Below are 21,379 nucleotides of genomic sequence, written 5' to 3' on the forward strand. Positions count from 1 at the left end.
GCGGCGCGCTTGCGTGCGCGGGGCGAAATCTGCACCATGACCGCAGAGCTAAATCATTGAAGGGGCGTTATAATGTTACGTTTTGCGGGACTGGCCGGAGCCTGTCTGATCGGGCTTGCGGCATGTGGGGAACCGGCGGCGGAGCGGCCGGCAGAGCAGCCTGCGGCGGCGGTGCCGGAAGCTGAAGCGCCGGAAGCGGCGACGGCGCAGGCCAGTGGCGGCGACTGGCCCTATCACGCGCCAACCAGCGCCGGGATGACCGAAGCCGACTTCGCCTACCGGATCTCGACCCTGGCCGATGACCGGTTCGTGGGCCGCGCGCCCGGTCACGAGATCGGCGAGACGGCGGCCGACTGGATCGCCGAAGAGATGCGCCGCGCCGGGCTGGAGCCGGCAGGCGAGGATGGCGGCTGGTTCCAGAATGTGCCGCTGATCGAATCCACCCTGGACGAAGCGCGCTCTGATCTGGAGATCAGCGTGAATGGCGAGCCCATGGGCCTGCGCATGGGTCAGGACGTGGTGTTCTGGACCCAGCAGCCGGTGGATTCGGTCGCCATCGACCCGTCCGACATGGTGTTCGTGGGCTATGGCGTCGTGGCGCCGGAGTTTGGCTGGAACGACTATGCGGGCCTCGACGTCACCGGCAAGACGGTGGTCATTCTGGTGAATGATCCCGGCTATGCCCGGCCCGACAGCGGTTTGTTCAACGGCTCGGCCATGACCTATTACGGGCGCTGGACCTACAAGTATGAAGAGGCCGCCCGCCAGGGTGCCGCCGGGGCGATCATCGTGCACCAGACCGAACCGGCCAGCTATGGCTGGGCAACGGTGCGCAATTCCTGGTCCGGCCCGCAATTTATCCTGGCCTCCGCCGCTGACGAGCCGTTCGTGGACGTGGAGGGCTGGATCCAGCTGGAGATCGCCGAGCAATTGTTCGAGGCCGCCGGGCTGAACTTTGCCGAAATGGCCGAAGCCGCCGCCGAGCCGGGCTTCACGCCCGTGCCGCTCGACGGCGCGCAGATGACCGCCACGCTGCATAACGGCCTGCGGGAGCTGAGCTCGCGCAATGTCGCGGGCATGGTGCGTGGATCGCAGCGGCCGGACGAGCACGTCTTGTTCATGGCCCACTGGGACCATCTGGGCGAGCGGCTCAACTTCGCCAGCGAGGATAATATCTATAACGGCGCGGTGGACAATGCGACGGGCACCGCCTTCATCCTCGAGCTGGCCGAAGCCTTCGCAGCTGAAGAGGCGCCCGCGCGCTCGCTCATCTTCGTGGCGGTCACCGCCGAGGAGCAGGGGCTTCTTGGCTCGGCCTATTACGCGCAGAACCCGCTGGTGCCGCTCAACCGGACCGTGGCCGGCTTCAATTTCGACGCCATCCAGCCCGTGGGCGAGACCGAGAATGTCGTCGTGATCGGCTATGGCGCGTCGCAGCTGGAGGACATGCTGCGCGAGGATGCGGCAGCGCAGAACCGCTATCTCAGCCCTGACCCCACCCCGGAGGCGGGCTTCTTCTATCGCTCCGACCATATCTCGCTGGGCCGCCGCGGCGTGCCCATGCTCTACGCCAAGGGCGGCACCGTCCATGTGGAGCACGGGGAAGCGCACGGCGCCGCCATCGCCAACGCCTATCGCACGCTGCATTATCACCAGCCGTCCGACGAGTATGACGACAGCTGGGATCTGTCCGGCTTCGTGCAGGACGGGGAGTTGTTCTACGGCCTGTCGCGCCGCCTGGCCGAATCTGACGAGTGGCCCAACTGGTATGAGGGCAACGAGTTCCGCAGCCTTCGCGACGCCATGATGGAATAGGCGCAAGCTTGCGCGCACGAGAAGGCCGGGCGGAGGCGATCCGCCCGGCTTTTTTGTGTCTGGTGATTGCCTGGATCGTTCAGATCAGAACGGCTTCACCGCCGCGAAGAAGCAGGTCATGGCGATCAGCACCCAGTAGACATAAGCCACGCCCCGGCCGATCGCGATGGAGCGGTTGAGCTTGGCCTCCACCTCCGCATTGGGTCCGGCGGCCAGGATGCGGAAGGTGTCCTGCCACTCATGCATCACCCAGCGCAGGATCACGCCGATGATCAGGGCGAGGCCATAGGTCAGCACCTTGGCGGCATACCATCCCTGGCCCGTGCCGGCCTCGAACGGGCCCAGCCCCATGAAGGAGGTGATGGCGGTGATGATCAGGGCGGGGATCAGCACATAGCGCGTGCAGTCCTCGATGAAGTTCAGCGTTTTCCAGATCGGCTTGCCGCGCGTCAGGAACGCGCCGTAGGTGACGCCCATCCACACCGCCCACACGGCCCACATGGCCACCAGCCATCCGCCGCCCAGCGGCTGGACATTCCACAGATAGCCCATGTGCAGGCCCAGCGGCAGCAGGGTGATGATGCCGGTGCGCGCCAGGATGTCGATGCGGTAGGCGGTGTCCATGTGGCGCATGCGCTCGTCAAAGGACAGGCGCGGATTGACCACCTTGTAGGAGGTCTGGAACACGCCCCATTCCCCGCCCAGCCAGTACACCATGGCCAGAATGTGCAGCCAGCGCAGGATCTCCAGCTCGTACTGGGTCCAGAACTCCAACATCGACGCCTCCCCGTGTCGTGAGGGCAGGGGCACCGGCGCGGCGGCGCGTCATCCTGCTCGATTTAAATGGTATATCATTTAAATCGAGGGCCAGCGCAAGCGCTTCCGGACTGTGCGGGTGGGGTTACCCGCCCCAGGCGCTGACGCGCGGGGGTTTGCGCGGGCGCTCGGACGGGTCTTCGCTGGCGGTCCCGATATAGATGAAGCCCGCCACCCGCTCACCGCTGGCCAGGCCCAGGGCGGCGCGGGCGATGCGGTCATAGGCATACCATTCGGTCAGCCATTGCGCCGCGAAGCCCATGGCGTTGGCGGCGATGAGCAGGGTCTGGCACACCGCGCCGGCCGACAGGATCTGTTCCCATTCGGGGATTTTGTGGTTCTCGGTGACGTCGGAAATCACCGCGATCACCAGCGGTGCGCGGGTGAAGCGGTTGCGCTCCAGCTCAAAGCGCTCCGGCGGTGCCTCGGGCTCCAGATCGCGCAGGCGCGCCTCCAGGATATCGCCGAACCGGGCGCGCGCCTCGCCTTCGAATGTGATGAAGCGCCAGGGAAACAGCTTGCCATGATCCGGCGTGCGGGCCGCCAGGCGCAACAGGGCGTCGCGCTGCTGCGCGTCCGGTCCCGGCTCCGCCATCAGGCGCGCCAGCGTGGACCGGCGTTGCGCCAGCAAGGTCAAAGTCTCCGCGCTGGGGGTGCAGGCGGGCAGGGCGGCGTCGGTTTCGGGTGCATGTGGCGGCATCAGGCGGGACATGGGCGTCGGCTTTCGGGCTGCGGGCTGGAGGCGCCCAGTTTGGCGGGATAGGGCGAACTTGCGCAATGCTCCGGTTCATGGTCATGCTCGATCATTGTATCCATATATAGTTTGCGCTCTCAAAGGATGGACCATGCCGGCAGACCCCGTCACGCACGAGGACCTCAGCCCCGCCGAACGGCGCCGGCGGCGCGTGCGCGATGCGATCATCGGCGCGGCCGAAGAGATTTTTGCCGAGGAGGGCGAGGCCGGCCTGTCCATGCGCCGCATCGCCGAGCGGATCGATTACTCGCCAGCCGCGCTGTACAAGTATTTCGATTCCAAGGAAGCCCTGTTCAAGGAAATCCGCGAAGGGTTTTTCGAGCGTCTTCTCAAGCGCATGCAGGATGTCTGCGCCTCGATCGAGTCCGGTCCCATGCTCTGCACGCGCTGCCTGCGCGCCTATGTGGAGACAGGTCTGGAACAGCCAGACCATTACCGCCTGGCCTTTGCCGGTTTCGGCGGTGACAGCGATGTGACCGAGGACACCTACGCCTTCGCCGCCAATGAGCATCTGCGGCTGATGATCAAGGAAAGCATGGATACGGGCTGGTTCCGGCACTCCGATCTTGATCTGGCGGCCACAAGCGTCTGGTCTTCCGCTCACGGGTTGACCATACTGGCCGTCACGATCCCGGATTTCCCGCGCGAGAAGCCGGGCCGGCGTCAGCTGGAGCTGGATGAGCTTATCGCGTTTCACAGCGAGATGATGATGCGCGGCCTGGGCGCGCGCAAACTGATCGAACTCATGGAAGCCGGCCAGCACTTCTGAATCACCGCCTTTCGAAAATATTTAACACTGTTCACTTTCCGAACGGCGTTTGCTGACGTATATTCCCATGCAACAGCGCGGGAGATGGCGTCATGGCCGGTGGGGCATCGGGAATTTTAACAGCGCGGTTCAGCCGCCTGGCACTCTCCGTGCTGGCGGCGGCCGTGCTCGTCGTGGTGGCCGTTATCGCGGTGAGCACGCTGCGCGCGGCGGATGCCGGGCCTGGTCCGGTCGCCGACTCTCCGGCACTTCCCGTCGAGACGTTCTCCGCCCGTTATCAGTCTGAAGCGGCCATGGAGACGCGCTATCCCGGTCTGGTCTCGGCCTGGCGCACCAGCGCTCTGGGGTTTGAATCCGGCGGACGGATCGAGACGGTGGCAGTGCGCGTCGGCGACCGGGTCGCGGCTGGCGATGTCCTGGCCACGCTCGACACCCGCACGCTGGATGCCCAGATCGCCGCCGCGCGCGCCGAGGCCGCTGCCGCCGAGACCCAGGCCGGTCTCGCCGGGGTGACCCTGGAGCGTCAGCAGGTTCTGGTCGATCGCGGCCACATCTCGGCCCAGCGCCTGGACGAACTGGCCGCCAACCAGCGCGCGGCCCTGTCCGGCGCGGCGGCCGCGCGCGCCAGTGCGCAGGCGCTGGCCGTGCGTCTGGAGCTGGCTTCGCTGACGGCGCCGTTTGATGGCGTCATCACCGCGCGCCATCTGGATGAGGGTGCTATCGCGCCGCCGGGCGCGCCTGTGGTGACGCTGGTAGAGGATGCGCGCCTGGAAATGCGCGTCTCCATCCCCGCCGGCGAAGCCGCCCGGCTGGAGCCCGGCCAGACCTATCCGGTGGAGTTTGCCCAAGGGCTGGCCGAGGCGCGCCTGCGCGCGGTGACCGGTGTGATCGAGCGTGAACAGCGCGCGGTCACCGCCGTATTTGATCTGGACGCTGGCGGCGGCGCGGTCAGCGGCTCGGTCGGGCGGCTTCTGGTGCGCACTGATCTGGCCGAACGCGGCTTCTGGGCGCCGGTGACGGCGCTGGCTGAAGGGCGGCGCGGGTTGTGGTCCATGTATGTGCTGACCCCCGATAACGGCGCCTTCCGGCTCGAGCCGCGCCCGGTGGAAGTGCTGCACGCCGAGGGCGATACGGTGTTTGTGCGCGGCGCCGTCAATGATGGCGACGATGTTCTGGCCGCCGGCGTCAGCCGCGTGGCGCCAGGCCAGCGCGTGCGGCCTGAAGGCCAGCCGTCATGATCACCCTGTTTGTGCGCTATCCGCGCCTCATCGTCCTGTCGATCTTCCTGGTATGCGCGGCGGGGCTGGCGGCGCTGGGCGTGCTGGGCCGTCAGGAGGACCCGTCGCTGACCGAGCGCTTCGGGTCGATCACCATCATCCTGCCCGGCGCCGACGCCACACGCATGGAAGCGCTGGTGACCCGGCCCATGGAAGCGGCGTTGCTGGAACTGGTGGAGCTGGACGAGGTGCGCTCCACCACCCGCGCCAACGTGTCCCAGATCGGCATCAGTATCCGTGAGGACCTGAACGCCACGCGGGTCGAACAGGCCTGGTCGCTGATCCGCGACCGCGTCTCGTCGGTGCGCCCGTCCTTGCCCGACGGCGTGCAAAGCATCGAGGTCGACCGCCAGTATACCGGCGCGGCCACGCTGGTCGTGGCGTTGCGCTGGCCGGACGGGTCGGAAGCCTCGCTGGGCGCGCTCAGCCGTCTGGCGCGCGACCTGGAAGACAATCTGCGCAATCTGCCCGGCACCAAGCAGACCGACGTGTTCGGGGCGCCCGAAGAAGAAGTACGCGTCATCCTCGATCCCGAATCCGCCGCCTCGCTGGGTCTCAGCGCGGCGGATGTGGCGGGATTGCTGGCGCGCTCAGACGCCAAGGTTCCCGCCGGGCGGCTGGCGGGCCAATCACTGGACGTGACGGTGGAGGTGGCCGGCGCGTTCACCGATCTCGATCGCCTGCGCACCGTGCCGGTGGCCGCCGGGCCGGGCGGCTTCCTGCAGCTGGCCGACATCGCGCGCATAGAACGGGGCCTGCGCGAGCCGCCCGCCACGCTGGCCCTGCGCAATAATGAGCGGGCGATCTTTGTGGCGGCCTATCTGGAGCCAAACCTCCAGGTCGACGCTTGGGACGGGCGCGCCCAGGCCGCGGTGCGCGCCTTCGCGGACGCCAATCCGGGCGTGGAGACCGAGATCATTTTCGCCCAGGCCGACTATGTGGTGGACCGCCTGTCGGGCCTGGCGATCAATCTGGGTTTTTCGGCGCTGATCGTTTTCGCGGTGCTGTTCTTCCTGATGGGCTGGCGCAGTGCGGTGATCGTCGGCTCGGCCCTGCCGCTCACCGTGCTTCTGGTGATGGTCCTCATCAATGTCTTCGGCTCGCCCCTGCACCAGATGTCGGTGACGGGCCTGGTCGTGGCGCTGGGCCTGCTGATCGATAACGCCATCGTGGTGGTGGATGACTACCGCCTGTTGCGCGCGCGCGGCATGGAGCGCACGGCGGCGGTGGACAAGGCGGCGCGCACCCTGTTCGGGCCGCTGCTGGCCTCCACCCTGACCACCATTTTCGCCTTCGCGCCCATCGCCCTGATGCCCGGCGCGGCGGGCGAGTTCATCTCCATGATCGGCGTGTCGGTGATCTTCGCCGTCGGTGCCAGCTTCGTGCTCGCCTTCACCGTCATCCTGGGGCTGGCTGCCGTGTTCGACGACACGGTCCCGGGCCAGGGCCATCGCGGCCTGCTGCGCGACGGGCTGCGCTCGCAGCCTCTGGCGTTCGCCTACCGCAAGGTGCTGGACGCCATAACCGCCCAGCCTGTGCTGGGCATCGCGCTGAGCCTGATCCTGCCGGTGGCGGGCTTCGCAGCGGCCACGACCCTGCCCAGCCAGTTCTTTCCGCCCACCGAGCGCGACATGTTCCAGGTGCGCCTGGTGCTGCCGGCGTCTTTCTCCATTGAGCAGACCCGCGCGCGCATGGAGCAGGCCACCGACATGCTCTACACCTATGACGGGGTGGAGGATGTCGTCTGGCTGGCCGCAGCCGGATCGCCGCGCGTTTACTACAACATGATCAATGCCGTGCAGGGCCGGCCCAATTTCGCCTCCGGCTTTGTGCGCGCCCGCTCCGAGGCGGATTCCGAGCGTATCGTCACCGCCTTCCAGCGTGACGCCATCACCGCCTTCCCCGACGCCCAGGTGCTGGCCCTGCCGTTCGAGCAGGGCCCGCCCAACCAGGCGCCGGTAGAATTGTCCATCGCCGGGCCGGACTTCGCCGTACTCGACCGGATCGGCGCGGACATACGCCGCATCCTCGCCAGCGTGCCGGGCGTCACCTACACCCAGGCCAATCTGGAGCTGGGCCAGCCGGTAGCCCGTCTGAACGCTGACGAGGCCGAGGCGGGTCTGGCGGGCCTGCGCCTGACCGATCTGGCCGGACGCTTGCGCGCTGACATTGACGGCGTGCCCGGCGGGTCGGTTCTGGAGGGCGTGGAGGAATTGCCTGTGCGGGTGCTCGCCCCGGACGTGCGCCGCGACGCCATTGAGGGCCTGGGCGCCATACCCCTGCCGGTCCGGGGTCCGGACGGTCAGCTGGCGGGGCTGTCGACGCTGGGCCAGTTCACCCTGGCGCCGGTGACCGCGTCCATCCCGCGTCTCGATGGCGAACGCACCAATCCCATCTTCGCCTATCTGGAGCCATACGTTCTGCCCGCCCCGGTGCTGGCCGAGTTCCAGCGCCGCTTCGCCGAAGAGGGCGTCGCGCTGCCGCCGGGCTATCGCATCATCATCGGCGGTGAGGCGGAAAGCCAGGGCGAGGCCATGGCCGACCTCATGTCCACTGCCATCCCGCTGCTGATCCTGATCGTCGCCTCGGTGGTGCTGGCGTTCAATTCCTTCCGCTATGCCGGGGTCATCTTCACCGCGGGATTCCTGTCGGTGGGGCTGGCCATGTTCGGGGTGTGGATGTTCGGCACGCCGCTGGGCTTCAACGCGATTGTCGGATCGCTGGGCCTGGTGGGCCTGTCGATCAACGGCTCCATTGTGGTCCTCTCCGCGCTCAAGGCCAATCCGCTGGCGCGCGCCGGCGACCGCGACGCCATCCGCGAAACCGTGGTGGACGCCACACGGCACATCATCGCCACGACCCTGACCACCATTGGCGGGTTTGCGCCGCTGCTCATCGAGGGCGACTCCTTCTGGCTGCCCTTTGCAGCCGCGGTGGCCGGCGGGGTGGCCGGGTCGGCCGTCCTGGCGCTGATCTTTGCCCCGGCGGCCTTCGTGCTGCTGGTACGGTTTGACCGCAAGGCACCCGCGGGCGAGCCTGTTGCCGCGATTGCCTGACGCCGGAGCGCCCCATGACTGAACGCCGCCGCGGCCTGTGGACCATCACGTCCGAACGTCTCGCCTACGAAAATCCCTGGGTGCAGCTGCGCCACTACGAGGTGCGCCAGCCCGACGGTGCACCCAGCGTCTATGGCGTGTTCGAGCCGCGCAATCTGGCCATCGGCGTGGTGCCGGTGTTCGCGGACGGCACAACCATGCTGGTGGGCCAGCACCGCTTCGCGCTGGACGCCTGGAGCTGGGAATTGCCAGAAGGGGGCGGCGCGCGCGATGTCGATCCGTTGGAAACCGCCAAGCGCGAGCTTCAGGAAGAAACCGGGCTGACCGCCAGACACTGGCGTCATCTGGCCGATTACGACGTCTCCAACTCCGTCACCACCGAGCGCGCCATTGGCTTCATCGCCTGGGGGCTGGAAGCCGGCGAACCGGACCGGGAGGGTGCGGAAGCGGATATGCAAATGCGCCGCGTGGGCTTGCAGGAGGCCCTTGCCATGGCCATGTCGGGAGAGATTCGCGACGGCTTCACCCTGACGCTGCTCGCCGCCGCCGATTATGCCGCGCGCCATGGCCAGCTGGAGCCTGAGCTGGCGCGTGCTATCCTGACCGGGTCCCCAGCGCCAGGAAGGGCGTAAGCGTCATGGCCGCCGACACCATCCCCGCCTCCACCGGCAATCTGCGCCCGATCCAGTCGGGCATGGGCCAGGTCTGGTCGCGTCTTCGCTTTGACGCGGCGTCCGCCGCCGCCGAGGAGCCCATGCTGGCCAGCATGCTCAACGCCGCCGTGCTGCGCCATGACAGCTTCTCCGAAGCGCTCGCCCACCGGGTCGCCGAGAAGATGGCTGACGCCCAGCTCGACGCCCTGCAGATGCACCACATCGCCCGCGCCGCCTTCGCCGCCGCGCCGCCCATTGCCGAAGAGGCTGCGCGCGACATGCTGGCGGTGGACGAGCGCGACCCGGCGGTGCGCTCCCTGCTTCAGCCTTTCCTTTATTTCAAGGGCTTCCACGCCCTCTTGTGCTACCGCGTGGCCCACTGGCTGTGGCGCGAGGGGCGCGAGACGCTGGCCTTCCACCTGCAAAGCCGGATGTCGGAGCGGTTCGGCGTGGACATCCATCCGGCCGCGCGCCTGGGCAGCGGTATCATGATCGACCACGCCACTTCGGTGGTCATCGGCGAGACCGCGGTGGTGGGCGACGACGTCTCCATCCTGCACGAGGTGACGCTGGGCGGCACGGGCGCAGACTCCGGTGACCGCCATCCCAAGATCGGGCGCGGCGTGCTCATCGGCGCGGGTGCCAAGGTGCTGGGCAATATCAAGGTGGGCGAGGCCGCGCGCATCGCCGCCGGCTCGGTCGTGCTCCAGGACGTCCCCGCGCGCTGCACCGTCGCCGGTGTGCCGGCGCGGGCCGTTGGCGGGCCATGCGCCGAGCCCTCGCGCACCATGGACCAGACATTCAGCGACACTGACTGACCGCCCCGGTATTGCGCCGCGCGGCGATCCGGCTAGGGTGCGCGCAAATCATCCCCCCAAACGCCTTGTCCGTACCGGAGAGAACCATCATGGCCGCGCCCGTTTTCACCCAGTCCGAAGCCTCCAAAGTGCAGGCCTTCCTGCGCGGCCGGCTGAACCCGGAACTCAAGGTGCAAATCCGCAACCGGCCCGACGAGTGCGCTGAAATCTATATCGGCAAGGAATGCCTCGGCGTCGTCTCCAAGAATGTCGAGGAGGGCGAGACGTCCTACTCGTTCGAGATCACGATCCTGGATATTGATCTGGAGTAGGCAGGCCTAGCCGCCGCTCGCCTCCGGCTTCACGCGGTGCCGCAGCGCCCGGTAGAGCGCCAGGTTCCACTCAACGCCTGACAAGCCCGTGTGCTCGAGCGGATCATCGGTCTCGGCGGGCAGGCCGAGCCGTGCGGCGACAGACGCGTTGGCGAGATCCTCAATGCCCGCGCCATAGGCCATGGAGGGCAGGTCCAGCAGGAAATAGGTGAACAGCGCGCGAAAGCCGTCATGGCCGGCCTCTTTGAGAAAGACGTCCAGGAAGGCGCGGTCGAAATAGGCGTTGTAGGCGGTGAAGATCGCGGTGCGTTCGCCGGTCATTTCCTGGTGAAAGGCGAGAAAGGCGGACGCCGCCTGCGCCTTGTCCACCGCGCCCAGCGCCTGCCAGCGCGCTTCATCATAGCCATTGATCGAGCGGGCGATCGTGCCGGCGCGATCGGGATGGTCCGGGTGGATGCGCACGAAGAAGCGGCCGAGCTCGGTCCCGTCCAGATCGGTATAGATCGCGCCCAGATCAATCATCTCGTGATGGCCAGGCTCAAGGCCTGTGGTCTCCACATCGATGATGGCGAGCACAAAGGCGCCGGGCGCGCCTCCCGGCGTGCCGGAGGAAAATTGGGCGGCGGCGGGCGACGCGGCGCTGGCGGCCAGGCTGGCGGCCAGGCTGGCGGCGGCGGCAAGGGTGCGGATCATGAAAAGGCTCTCCCGGATACTGTCCGGGAGAGCCTTGCATGAAGTGGCGACCGTTTTGTATCAGCGCTGACAGGGCGCGCGGCCGCCGCGTTCAAACCACCCCCTTTCAGAGCACTTCGAGCATCGAGGCGACCAGCGGGTGGCGCACGATGTCTTCGGGCTTGAGTTGCACGACGGCGATATCATCCACCTCGGCGAGGCGTTCGGAGATCGGTTTCAGGCCTGAAAGCTCGGGCAGCAAGTCGGTCTGGGCGGGGTCGCCGGTCACCACCATGGTGGAGTTCCAGCCCAGGCGCGTGAGCAGCATTTTTAGCTGGGCGTAGGTGCAGTTCTGCGCCTCGTCGACCACGACGAAGGCGTTGTTGAGCGTACGCCCGCGCATGTATCCGATGGGCGCGATCTCGATCAGCCCTTCGGCCATCAGCGATTTGAGGCGTTTGGGGCTGAGCCGGTCTGACAGGGCGTCATAGAGGGGGCGCAGATAGGGCGCGAGTTTCTCTTCCATGGCGCCGGGCAGGAAGCCGATGGATTCGCCCGCCTCCACAGCCGGGCGCGACAGGACAATGCGTCCGATCTCACCCGATTCCAGCGCCTCGACCGCCTTGGCGACGGCGAGATACGTCTTGCCCGTGCCGGCCGGTCCCAGGGCCAGCACCAGGTTATGCGCGTCAATCGCGTCCATCAGGACCGCCTGGCCTTCCGAGCGGGGTTTGACCGACTTGATATAGCGCTGGTCGCGCATGGGATCGGTCTCGTCCGGGCTCCATCCCGATCCCGGGAACAGCGCGCGGACTTTCTCCTCTTCATAGGCTTCGGCGTTAAATCCGCCCTGACGGCGTTTGACGGCTCGCTTGCCCATTTCAGGCCCTCCAATTGGCAAGAAAAAACCCCTCGCGCGGGTGCGGAGGGGTGATGCATGCAGCGGATTCAAGGGTGCGGACCGGGGCCGGCGCGACGCACGGCGGCGGAGCGATCCGATTTGGCGGTGCGGATGGCATGGGCCCTCCTTTCCAGCATCCCGGCGCAGGGTGAGCTGCGCGCGAGGCGACCCGCGCCCTTGATCGCGAATCGCACTCACAGTCTCATCCTAGGACAGTGAATGAAGTATGAGTCACCGCTTCACTGACATGTCGCAAAACTGCGGCGCCGCAGACACAGTTGTTTCGAGGAGACCGGCCATGACCCTTTACGCGCTTGGCGAAGACACACCGCAGATCAGTCCCGACGGTGGCTGGGCCGCGCCCGATGCGGCGTTGATCGGCAAGGTGACCTTGCAGCGCGGTGCCTCGGTCTGGTTCGGCGCGGTGCTGCGCGGCGACAATGAAATGATCACGCTGGGCGAAGACGCCAATGTCCAGGACGGGGCGGTGCTGCACACCGATATGGGCTTTCCCCTGACGCTGGGGCGCGGCGTGACGGTGGGCCATAACGCCATGCTCCATGGCTGCACGGTGGGCGACTACACCCTGATCGGCATTGGTGCGACGGTGCTCAATGGCGCGAAAATCGGGAAGAACTGCATCATTGGTGCCCACGCCCTGATCACCGAGGGCAAGGAGATCCCTGACGGTTCGGTGGTGATGGGCGCGCCCGGCAAGGTGGTCAAACAGATCGAGGACGGGGTGGCCGAGCTCCTCAAGGCCAGCGCCGACCATTACGTCGAAAACGCCGCGCGCTATGCCCGCGATCTCAAGCCGGTGAGCTGAGTGCGGGCGCAAACGGGGGAGGGGCGATGGCGCGCAGCGATGTCCTGATTATCGGCGCCGGATTGTCCGGCCTTCACGCCGCACGCCTCCTGTCCGATGCGTTCGAGGTGCGGGTGCTGGAGGCACGTGAACGCCCCGGCGGCCGCGCCCTGTCCCATGTCTTGGCCAATGGCGACACGGTGGATCTGGGCGGCCAGTGGGTGGGACCCGGGCAGGACCGGCTCTACGCCCTGATCGAGGCCATGGGCGCGCGCACCTATCCGCTCTGGGATGAGGGTGATCATCTGGTGGCATTCAGCGGGCGCCTGCGCCGCTATCGCGGGACCATCCCCTCCTTACCCCTCCATGTTCTCCTCGACCTCAACCGCCTGCTCGCGCGCTTCGAAGCGATGGCGAAACAGCTCGATCCCGCCCGGCCCTGGGCGCATTCGCAAGCAGAGGAATGGGACCGGCGCACCGTGGCTGACTTCATGGCCCGCACCGGCTTCACCGCACGCGCCCGAGAGATGTTCGCCATCGCCATCGGCGCGGTGTTCTGCGCCGAACCGCATGAATTATCCCTGCTCCACGCCCTGTTCTACGCTCGCGCCGGCCGGTCGCTGGAGGCGCTGATCTCGGTGGATGGCGGCGCCCAGCAGGACCGGGTGCATGGCGATATGGGCGGTCTCGCCCGCGCGATGGCCGATAGTCTGGGTGGGGCTATCACCTATGACGCGCCGGTGCAGGCCCTGCGCTGGTCGGATGACGGCGTGACCGCGCAGACGCCGGCGGGTGAGTTCTCTGCCCGCCTCGCCATTTTGGCTCTGCCGCCCAATCAGGCGCTGGGCATCCGTTTCGATCCGCCGCTTCCCGCCGCGCGCGACGCCCTCTGGCGGCGCATGCCGGCGGGCGCCTGCATCAAATGCGTCGCCCAGTATGACCGCCCGTTCTGGCGCGAGGCGGGGCTGTCGGGCCAGTCGGTGGGCGGTCCGGCGCCGGTGCGCGTGACCTTCGACAATACACAGGCCGGGCGCGCGGCGGGCCAGCTTCTGGGTTTTATCGAGGGCGATGAGGCGCGGATCTGGTCGCAGCGCGACCCGATGGAGCGCCGCGCCGCCGTGCTGGAGAGTTTCGCGGCCGTGTTCGGCGACGCCGCGCGTCATCCGCTGGACTATGCCGATCAGGACTGGACGGCCGAGCCCTACACCCGCGGCTGCTACGCTGCCTTCATGGGGCCGGGTGTATGGACCAGCCTGGGGCCGCACTTGCGCGACCCCATCGGCCCGATCCATGTGGCGGGGACAGAAACCGCGCGCGAGGGCTATGGCTATTTTGAAGGCGCGCTGGAAGCGGCGCAGCGCGCGGCAGGCGAGGTGAGGGCGGCGCTCAGTCCCTAATCCCCCTCCAGCCACAGCACCACCACGGCGCCGTCATCGGTGCGAGGGCCCAGCCTCACCCCGTCCCGTGTGGCGGCCAGCGCCTGGCCGTCGCCGCCCATGTCCCACAGCGATCCGCGCGCGAAGGCGGTCATGCCTGCCTCGGCCCCGGCTGCGGTCAGGCGGCGGGGCAGGGCATGGGCGATCCAGGCCTCGCCTTCGGTGAGCGTGCCGGCATCGCTGCGCGGCGCGTCCTCGGGCCAGGGCGTGACATAGCCGCCCCAGGGCGCGTCCCACACGCCCGATGGCTGGAGATAGGCCGGCACAGCGATCAGGTCCGGTCGCCGGCTGAGGCCCTCATAGACATCGCCGTGCCAGGAATCGGCGCAGATCAGCACGCCCAGCGCGCCTGCGGGCGTGTCGAATACCGGCTGGGGCGAGGCGGGCGCGGAGGCTGTAATTCCGGCTTCGGACGGGATGGGATAGACTTTGCGCACCAGTTCCCCGTGCACCGACCCGTCCGGCGCGAAGACGGCGGAGACATTGTAAAGGGGGCCACTCGCGTTCACCGTGATCACGCCGTCTGCCACCTGCGGGTCCGGCAGGACGATGGATCCGGCCACGATCGTCACGCCATAGCGGCGGGCGAGGCTGGAGAAGACCTGCTGATAATCGTGCGCCATGGCATCCCCGCGCGCGCGGAACAGGGCGGCGGCCATGCGGTCCTCCTCGCCGCTGCGGGCCAGCGCCGCCAGCGTACGCAAGGGCCGGGTGAGCGCCAGCCCCGTCATCGCGCCCTCAACCGTGCCGGCGCGATAGACGCCAGCCTGGGCCTGCGCCGCCACCAGCCAGGTGCCGGTATGTTCTGGAAACACCGCCACGGCCGGTCCGTCGAGTGCGCCCGCCCCCTCCGCCACATCGAGATAACGTGCCAGCGCTGTCTCCAGCGCGCCGGCGCTGCGATAGTCGGCTGGCGTCAGGGCGGGCTCGATGGCGATCAGAGCGCGGCTCGACGTCACACCAAATTGCGCCAGGCTGATCGCGGCCGGCTCGGGCGGCGGGGCATGCGGCGCGAGACGCCAGATGCCCCACGTGCCCGCGAGCGCGGCGATCACCGCCAGGCCAATCCCCCCCAGGCGCATGGCTAGACCGCGTAGCGCAATATCGCCGCCAGCTCGCCGCCGCCGGGAATGTCGTCGCGGCGCACGCCCAGTACGCGCCCGCCCATGGACAGGGTGCGCGCGGCGATCTCGTCCACCACGCCATAGCTGCCCGGCCCGGCCTCCCTGGCGAGCGTCAGCTTGCCGGTCTCCTCGTCAATGCGGCCGGGCACGACTGTGTCGATATCCACCAGCAGCGCCTCGATCCGCCCGAACGTGGCGGCGTGGGCGGCGTCGGCCATGTCGGTAGTGGTGCGGTTCTGGCCAGTGCGCGTCTCGAACAGCTGTTTCAGCGCCGACAGCTCCAGCGCGTAGGCCGCGTCCAGCACCGGGCGCGCGCGCTCGGACAATTGCGCCTCGCTGAGGCGGTCCGGGCTCTCCTCGATCGTTTCGGCGACCAGATGGGGATAGGTGTTCACGGTGCGGAATATCGAGGCGAGGCGCCCCGTGGCGGCCAGGATGAGCGGGATATTGCGCCCGCTCAGCACCGGGCGCAGGGCGGCATCCACCTGGCGGGCATATTGGCGGAAGCGCACATTCTGGCCTTCAGAGCCCTGGATGCGGCCTGACGCGCTGCGGTCATTGAGCGTGGACTTGCCCACCGAGCCGGCGGCGTCGCTGGGCAGTTCGAGGCCACGCACTTCGCGCGGGCCCAGCTCGGCGAACACTTCGACCAGACGCACCGCGTTCTCCGACAGCGCCAGCACGAAGGCAGCGTGGGGGAAGGTCACGGCGCGCAGGAGGGGTTTGAGGAAGAAGCGGTCTGCCACTTCGGTCTGGGGCGTCAGCTTGTTGGCCAGGCGGAAGGTGCGGATGCGGTCCGGCGTGGCCAGCACGGCCAGCGAATTGGCTTGCAGGCGCCAGAAATCCTCGTCTGCATCCAGATCGTCGAACAACTCCATCAGCTCGGCCAGCCGGCGCTTGTCGAACCCGGCGGCTTCCAGCTGGTCGCGCGCCTCTTTGGCGGCGTTGGACAGGGCAATGCGCGCTTCATCGCTTTGCTGGCTGAGCGGCGTGGTCGCCAGATAGATCGAGACGCAGGCGTCGGCGCGCACGTGCAACAGGGTGTCAAGATCGCCGCGTGTGGGCAGGTCAATATGCAGCATGGGCGTCGCGCCTCCGGTGTTGAGATATGGGCCTCTCAACATGGGCGTGCCATGTCCGGGCCGCAACCCGTGCGCAGTGCGTGCGGCGGACAATCGCGCTGAGACATGAAAAGGGCCGGAGCGTCGCCGCTCCGGCCCTCCTCCACGTCCTGTGAGGCGCGGACTAGAAGCTGGCTTCCACGCCCACGAAGAAGAACCGCCCGCGCGGGCCGGCGGGCCAGGCCCGTTCGGTTACGTAGGGGAACTCGTCAAACACATTGTTCACGCCGCCATAGATGCGGATGTCATCGTTGAAGCGGTAGGAGGCATTGAAGTTGTGGATATACATTTCCGGTGCCCAGCCGCCTTCGCCGAACAGGGTGTCAACGGTCTCGATCTCCACGCCGGTCAGCGTCTGGGGTCCGACATACTGGGTGTTCCAGCCCAGCGAAATCGCACCGCGGGTGACGCCGAGGCTGGCATTGCCCGCCCAGACGGGACGGCGGATTTCTTCCAGCGCCGGGTTCACGTCAGTGGCATCCAGCGGGTTGTTGAAGAAGTCCAGCTGCTCCTGCTTGGTGCCGCTGACCCCCAGGCGGAAGTCCATCTCCCGCCAGGAGAAGCTGTAATTGGCGGCGAAGTCGTATCCTTCCGCCTCGATGGAGGCGAAGTTCACGAAGGACTGACGCAGGAAGCGGAAGCCGCCGAACTGCGGCGAGGTGGTGTCGGTCTCCCGGTCGAACAGGGTGCAGAACCCGCTATTGGGGAAGTCTGTGGAGTCATAGCAGCCATTCACGATCTGCTGGGCGGTGACGAAGCCGATGCCCTCCTGGATCTCCACGTTCCAGTAATCGAGCGTGAAGTTGAAGCCGGGCACGACGCGCGGGGTGAACACCAGACCCACCGTGATCGTGTCGGCGGTTTCCTCTGACAAATTGGCATTGCCGCCCGCCACGCCCGGGAAACGGGCCGACAGCGGATCGGTGAAGCTGCCCGGCAGGCCCGGCAGTCCGTTGCCCCCGGCCTGGCAGTTGGCGGCGCGAACACCCGGATCGGGCGCGTTGCCGATTTCGGATGCATCGCACGGGTCGATCGGACGGAAGAAGGCGGGGTTGTCGGGGCGGAACAGCTCGTCAATGTTCGGCGCACGGATCGCCTGGGAGACCGTCCCGCGGAACGAGATGTCCTCGATCGGTGTCCACAACAGGCCCAGCTTCCAGGTTTCGGCACCGCCGACGGTGGAGTAGTCGGCATAGCGGTAGGCACCGTCCAGGGTTAGTTCCTGGGCCAGCGGCAGGTCGGCCAGAAGCGGCACGGACAGTTCGATGAACGCGTCGGTGACGTCATACTCGCCCGCAGAGTTGAAGAACTGGCTCAGTGCGTTGAAACCCAGAGAGCCATTGCCCGACACGCTGGAAATCAGCGTGCCTTGGCCGAACGGCGAGCCGGCCGGCAGAATGCCGAGATCCACATTGTCACGGTTGAGGCGGCTGGTTTCCTTGCGGTACTCGATCCCGGCAGCAAAGCTCACCGGTCCGGCCGGCAGGCTGAACCAGTTGCTGAAATCGCCGACCAGAAGGCCGCTCAGCACGGTCTGCTCCAGGCGCAGCTCGTCAATCGTGGTCGTGGTGATGAAGTCCACCGCGTCCGCGCTGATCGAATTGGGGCCGCCCCAGATATTGGCCGGACGGCACTGACCGTCGCCCGGCGTGAAGGTGTAGAAGCCCGGATCGAAGTCGGGAATCCCGAAAATCGTCGTCGGCGGTACAGCCGTCGGGTCCAGATCGGAGCGGCAGACCGGAGTGCCGCCAGGGCCGCTGACCACGTCGATGGCCGCGAAGAAGCGGTCCAGCAAGACGGTGTTGCGTCCCTTTGTGGTGTTGGTGAACTGGCCGTAATTGGCGGAAATCTCCCAGCTCCAGCCAAGGGGCAGCTCGCCCGACAGACCGCCCACCACGCGATAGGTATCGCGGGTGAACTGGGTGATGTTTGGTCCCAGATCGGTCGGGTCACGCGTGATGAACAGGCCGCCGGTGGATTGGGCCAGGCCGCGCAGCTCGGCGGGCAGGAACGGGTTGTCCGGGGCCCCGTAGAGCAGGTCGTAGAAGGTGTTGAGCGGTGTGCCGCGCTGGGTCACCGACTGGGAGGCCTTGAATTCGAAAAAGGCGCGGGTCGTCGGCGTCAGGTCGTAGCGCGCGTTCAGATTGGCGGTGATCCGCTCGGTCTGCGGGATCAGATAGGTGGCGTCAAAGACGTCCTCGATGCCGTCGCCGCCGAACTGGTTGAAGTTGGCCGCGACCAGACCGTCGCGATAGGGGCGCACCGACCCGTCATCATTGACCACCCAGCAGCCGCCGGCGAAGCCGAACGAACCAGTGCCATTGAGCGAGTTGTTCCAGCCCACAAAGGACTCCAGGCAGTCGTCAATGCCACTGCCATTGGTGTCGATGCCCGCCGCCAGGCCGAAATCGCCCGGCGAAATGACGCCGCGCCGGGACGAGATCGAGAAGGTCGGCTGGGGCAGGATCGCGCGCGACGGCGATGTGTTGCGCCGCTCGATCAGCGCCAGTTCGGCGGCGCTGAGATCGCCCGGGGTCAGCGTGGTCCCGAACGTCGCGTTATACGCGTTGATAAAGGCCTGGGCCGACGTCGGAATCGACAGGCCGTAGGGATAGCGGCCGGTTTGCTGGAAGTTATAGAAATTGCTGAAAAGCGGCGTCGACGTGCCCAGATCACCCTGCTGGAAACGCAGGGCCGGGTTCGGCAGCGAGCGCGACAGCCCGTTATTGGCCGACCAGGGGCGGTCGCCGAAGCGCAGCACCGAGTCATAGGTGTAGTCGAGCGCGAAGGTGATATTGCCGCGCCCCTGCTGGAAATTCCGCCCCCAGAGCGCCTGAACCGAGGCGTTCTCGGCGTCGCCGCGGCTGGAGATGCCGGCGCGCACATCATATCGCGCCCCTTCGAAATCATCGCGCAGAATGAAGTTCACAACGCCGGTGACCGCGTCCGATCCGTAGATCGCCGAGGCACCGCCGGTGAGCACTTCGACACGCTCGACCAGGCCGCGCGGGATCGAGCCGATATCCACCGCCTGGTCGCCCTCGAAACCGGCCACGTGACGGCGGCCATTGACCAGGGTCAGGGTGCGCACGCTGCCCAGACCGCGCAGGTTCAGCGCGTTGGCGCCGGTCAGGGTCTGTTCCGAGGTCGTCGACGCCAGCAGGGCCGGGATGCGGTTGACCACATCGGCCAGGCTGACTTCGCCGGAGAGTTGGAGCGCTTCGGCGTCCAGCGACTGAACCGGCACAGGCGAGGCGAGGTTGGGATCGCGAGCGATGCGTGAACCGGTGACCACCACGACGTCCGAGGCGCGCGCCTCGGGAGTGGCCTCTTCAGCCTCTTGCCCCAGCGCCAGGCCTGGCGCTGCCGCCATGGCCAGAGCCAGACCGGAGCCGCCTGCCAGCAGCCGTGAAACATGCCTGAAACGATTGAACATAACGCCCATCCCCTGTGTTGCTGCCGTGTCGCAGCGAGCCGGGCCAGACCCCGGTTCGCCTTGTCGTAGAGGTGCGGCCCGCCATTCGTGTTGCGCCGCACCATGAGGCAGATTACAAAACTGAATGGGTTTGACGCCCCCTTCGACCCGGAAATTTCCGGAACGTGCGAATATTGTGATGCAGGCGTAGCAAATTTGTTACAGTTTCTTGCGTCGCTATGCCTTGCCCAACAGAGGAATTGAGCCGTTTGACCGGACAAATTCGCTGGAAATTTAATGACTTGAGGGCAGGGTTCAGGGTGTTTTCAACATCCGGCTGGTCCAGGCGCTGTGCTGCTGCAGCATCCGGCCTCATGCTCGCCTCTTGCGCGATGGAAGCCGAGCCTCTGGACGATTCCTGGCAGGCGCGGCTTGATTCTCTGCTCGCGCTGGAGGCCGTCCGCGCGCCGGGCGCTGCCATTGCGATCCTGCGCGACGGTGAAATTCTGTGGGCATCGGCGGCAGGCGCGGCGGCGTTCGATGCCTCGGGCCAGACCCCGGCACGGGCGCTGGGGGCGGCGACGCCTGTGCGCGCCGCGTCCATGTCAAAACTGGCGGTCGCCTTGACGGCGGGGGCCCTGGCCGACGCCGGCACCGTGGATCTGGATGCGCCGATCCGCTCCATTCAGAGCCGCGCGCCGCGCCACCCGCTGGCGCCGGATGCCCCCATCACCTTGCGCCAGCTCCTGTCCCATACGTCGGGCGTCTGCGATCCGGCACGGTACTGGGCGGAGCTGGGCGAGGATTTCTACGCCCTCTTCAACGATGAGGCCGCCTGGTGCGGGCATGTGCCGGGCGCCGCCTTCAGCTACTCCAATCTCGGTTACGCCCTGGCGGCCACCGTGCTGGAAGCGGCGAGCGGCGAGCGCTTTGACCGGCTGGCGCAGCGCCACGCCCTCATCCCGGCCGGCATACCCGGTGCGGGCTTCAACTGGTCCGGCGTGGAGCGCAGCGTGCGCGACAGTGGCGGCGCGCTGCACCGCTGGACCGATGGTGCCTGGCGGGTGCAGATCGACAGTGCCGCCATGCTGTCAGGCGACGGGCCGGTCGTGCTGGTCCAACCCGGCCATGTCCTGGAGGATTACCAGCCCGGTACCAATGGATCGCTGATGTCGCCCCAGGGCGGATTGCGCGCCAATGTGATCGAGCTGGCCCGTCTGGCCGCGGCGTTCGCGCCGGAAGGGCCAGGCGGGGCGCTGGCCGATCCGGTCTGGCGCGGCGATGCCGGACCGGGCCTGCGCGCCTGGGCCAGCGGTCCACAAGTGCTGGAGCCGGGGCAGGTTCCCGGCCGCCCGGACCTGACCGCCATCGGCCACCCGGGGCAAGCCTGGGGCCTTTATGGTGGCGCCTGGTATCTGCCCGGGCTCAACGTCTCCATCGCGTATTTCGTCACCGGCGAGGATCCCGACGAGCCCAAACCCTACGATCCGGTCAGTGGCCTGACTGCGGGAGAGACAGCCTTGTTCACCCTCGCGCTGGACTGGCTGGCCGCCCATGACGCCGCGCGCACCTGACCCAGCGTGCAGTCAATTCGCGTGACAGCGTGGGGACCGGCAGATAAGACCGGCCCCCTTGC

17 protein-coding genes are annotated in these 21,379 nt (G+C 67.4%); 10 read left to right on the forward strand and 7 right to left on the reverse strand.

Going from position 1 to position 21,379, the window contains the following annotated elements:
• Window positions 1-72 precede the first annotated feature (72 nt).
• Window positions 73-1,815 carry a M28 family metallopeptidase gene (locus L2D00_00795; protein ID WBQ13240.1) on the forward strand — a complete coding sequence of 581 codons (1,743 nt, stop codon included), beginning with the start codon at window positions 73-75 and terminating at the stop codon, window positions 1,813-1,815.
• Window positions 1,816-1,899: 84 nt separating this feature from the next.
• Here L2D00_00795 and L2D00_00800 read toward each other — a convergent pair whose 3' ends face one another.
• Together L2D00_00800 and L2D00_00805 are read right to left on the reverse strand one after the other, a co-directional pair.
• Entirely contained in the window at window positions 1,900-2,592 is a 693-nt protein-coding gene (locus L2D00_00800; protein ID WBQ13241.1) for a hypothetical protein, read from the reverse strand.
• A gap of 124 nt (window positions 2,593-2,716) precedes the next feature.
• Window positions 2,717-3,343, reverse strand: a complete 627-nt coding sequence (locus tag L2D00_00805; protein ID WBQ13242.1) for a nitroreductase — start codon at window positions 3,341-3,343, stop codon at window positions 2,717-2,719.
• 133 nt (window positions 3,344-3,476) lie between these two features.
• Between L2D00_00805 and L2D00_00810 the strand changes: the two genes are divergently transcribed.
• The 6 genes from L2D00_00810 to L2D00_00835 all read left to right on the forward strand — a co-directional run bounded on the left by L2D00_00810 (window position 3,477) and on the right by L2D00_00835 (window position 10,269).
• Entirely contained in the window at window positions 3,477-4,154 is a 678-nt protein-coding gene (locus tag L2D00_00810; protein WBQ13243.1) for a TetR/AcrR family transcriptional regulator, read from the forward strand.
• A 92-nt stretch (window positions 4,155-4,246) separates the two neighbouring features.
• Complete coding sequence (locus L2D00_00815; protein WBQ13244.1) at window positions 4,247-5,392, forward strand: efflux RND transporter periplasmic adaptor subunit; 1,146 nt, start codon at window positions 4,247-4,249, stop codon at window positions 5,390-5,392.
• Window positions 5,389-8,487 carry an efflux RND transporter permease subunit gene (locus tag L2D00_00820; GenBank protein WBQ13245.1) on the forward strand — a complete coding sequence of 1,033 codons (3,099 nt, stop codon included), beginning with the start codon at window positions 5,389-5,391 and terminating at the stop codon, window positions 8,485-8,487. Before L2D00_00815 ends, L2D00_00820 begins: the two co-directional genes overlap by 4 nt.
• Before the next feature lie 14 nt (window positions 8,488-8,501).
• On the forward strand, window positions 8,502-9,119 hold the full coding sequence (locus tag L2D00_00825) for an NUDIX hydrolase (GenBank protein WBQ13246.1): 618 nt from the start codon (window positions 8,502-8,504) through the stop codon (window positions 9,117-9,119).
• A 5-nt stretch (window positions 9,120-9,124) separates the two neighbouring features.
• Entirely contained in the window at window positions 9,125-9,958 is an 834-nt protein-coding gene (gene cysE / locus L2D00_00830) for a serine O-acetyltransferase (protein WBQ13247.1), read from the forward strand.
• Between the two features lie 89 nt (window positions 9,959-10,047).
• Complete coding sequence (locus L2D00_00835; protein ID WBQ13248.1) at window positions 10,048-10,269, forward strand: DUF3126 family protein; 222 nt, start codon at window positions 10,048-10,050, stop codon at window positions 10,267-10,269.
• A gap of 6 nt (window positions 10,270-10,275) precedes the next feature.
• On the opposite strand, the gene L2D00_00840 is transcribed toward L2D00_00835, so the two are convergent.
• The gene (locus L2D00_00840) at window positions 10,276-10,962 is read right to left on the reverse strand and encodes a hypothetical protein (GenBank protein ID WBQ13249.1); all 687 of its coding nucleotides are present in this window, start codon (window positions 10,960-10,962) and stop codon (window positions 10,276-10,278) included.
• 106 nt (window positions 10,963-11,068) lie between these two features.
• Window positions 11,069-11,821: a PhoH family protein gene (locus L2D00_00845; GenBank protein WBQ13250.1), complete on the reverse strand. Its 753-nt coding sequence runs from the start codon at window positions 11,819-11,821 to the stop codon at window positions 11,069-11,071.
• A gap of 319 nt (window positions 11,822-12,140) precedes the next feature.
• On the opposite strand from L2D00_00845, the gene L2D00_00850 reads away from it, so the two are divergent.
• Both L2D00_00850 and L2D00_00855 read left to right on the forward strand, forming a co-directional pair.
• Window positions 12,141-12,668, forward strand: coding sequence for a gamma carbonic anhydrase family protein (locus L2D00_00850; GenBank protein WBQ13251.1), 528 nt, complete (start codon window positions 12,141-12,143; stop codon window positions 12,666-12,668).
• Window positions 12,669-12,694: 26 nt separating this feature from the next.
• Window positions 12,695-14,044, forward strand: coding sequence for a flavin monoamine oxidase family protein (locus L2D00_00855; GenBank protein WBQ13252.1), 1,350 nt, complete (start codon window positions 12,695-12,697; stop codon window positions 14,042-14,044).
• On the opposite strand, the gene L2D00_00860 is transcribed toward L2D00_00855, so the two are convergent.
• From L2D00_00860 to L2D00_00870, 3 genes are all read right to left on the reverse strand, one after another.
• On the reverse strand, window positions 14,041-15,165 hold the full coding sequence (locus L2D00_00860; protein ID WBQ13253.1) for a hypothetical protein: 1,125 nt from the start codon (window positions 15,163-15,165) through the stop codon (window positions 14,041-14,043). The genes L2D00_00855 and L2D00_00860 overlap by 4 nt on opposite strands.
• A 2-nt stretch (window positions 15,166-15,167) precedes the next feature.
• Entirely contained in the window at window positions 15,168-16,289 is a 1,122-nt protein-coding gene (locus L2D00_00865; protein WBQ13254.1) for a hypothetical protein, read from the reverse strand.
• A 163-nt stretch (window positions 16,290-16,452) separates the two neighbouring features.
• The gene (locus L2D00_00870) at window positions 16,453-19,764 is read right to left on the reverse strand and encodes a TonB-dependent receptor (GenBank protein ID WBQ13255.1); all 3,312 of its coding nucleotides are present in this window, start codon (window positions 19,762-19,764) and stop codon (window positions 16,453-16,455) included.
• 353 nt (window positions 19,765-20,117) lie between these two features.
• Here L2D00_00870 and L2D00_00875 point away from each other — a divergent pair, with 353 nt between their 5' ends.
• Window positions 20,118-21,317 carry a beta-lactamase family protein gene (locus L2D00_00875; GenBank protein ID WBQ13256.1) on the forward strand — a complete coding sequence of 400 codons (1,200 nt, stop codon included), beginning with the start codon at window positions 20,118-20,120 and terminating at the stop codon, window positions 21,315-21,317.
• The last annotated feature ends 62 nt before the right edge of the window (window positions 21,318-21,379 follow it).

Source organism: Hyphomonadaceae bacterium BL14, from assembly GCA_027627705.1.
Lineage (GTDB): Bacteria > Pseudomonadota > Alphaproteobacteria > Caulobacterales > Maricaulaceae > Oceanicaulis.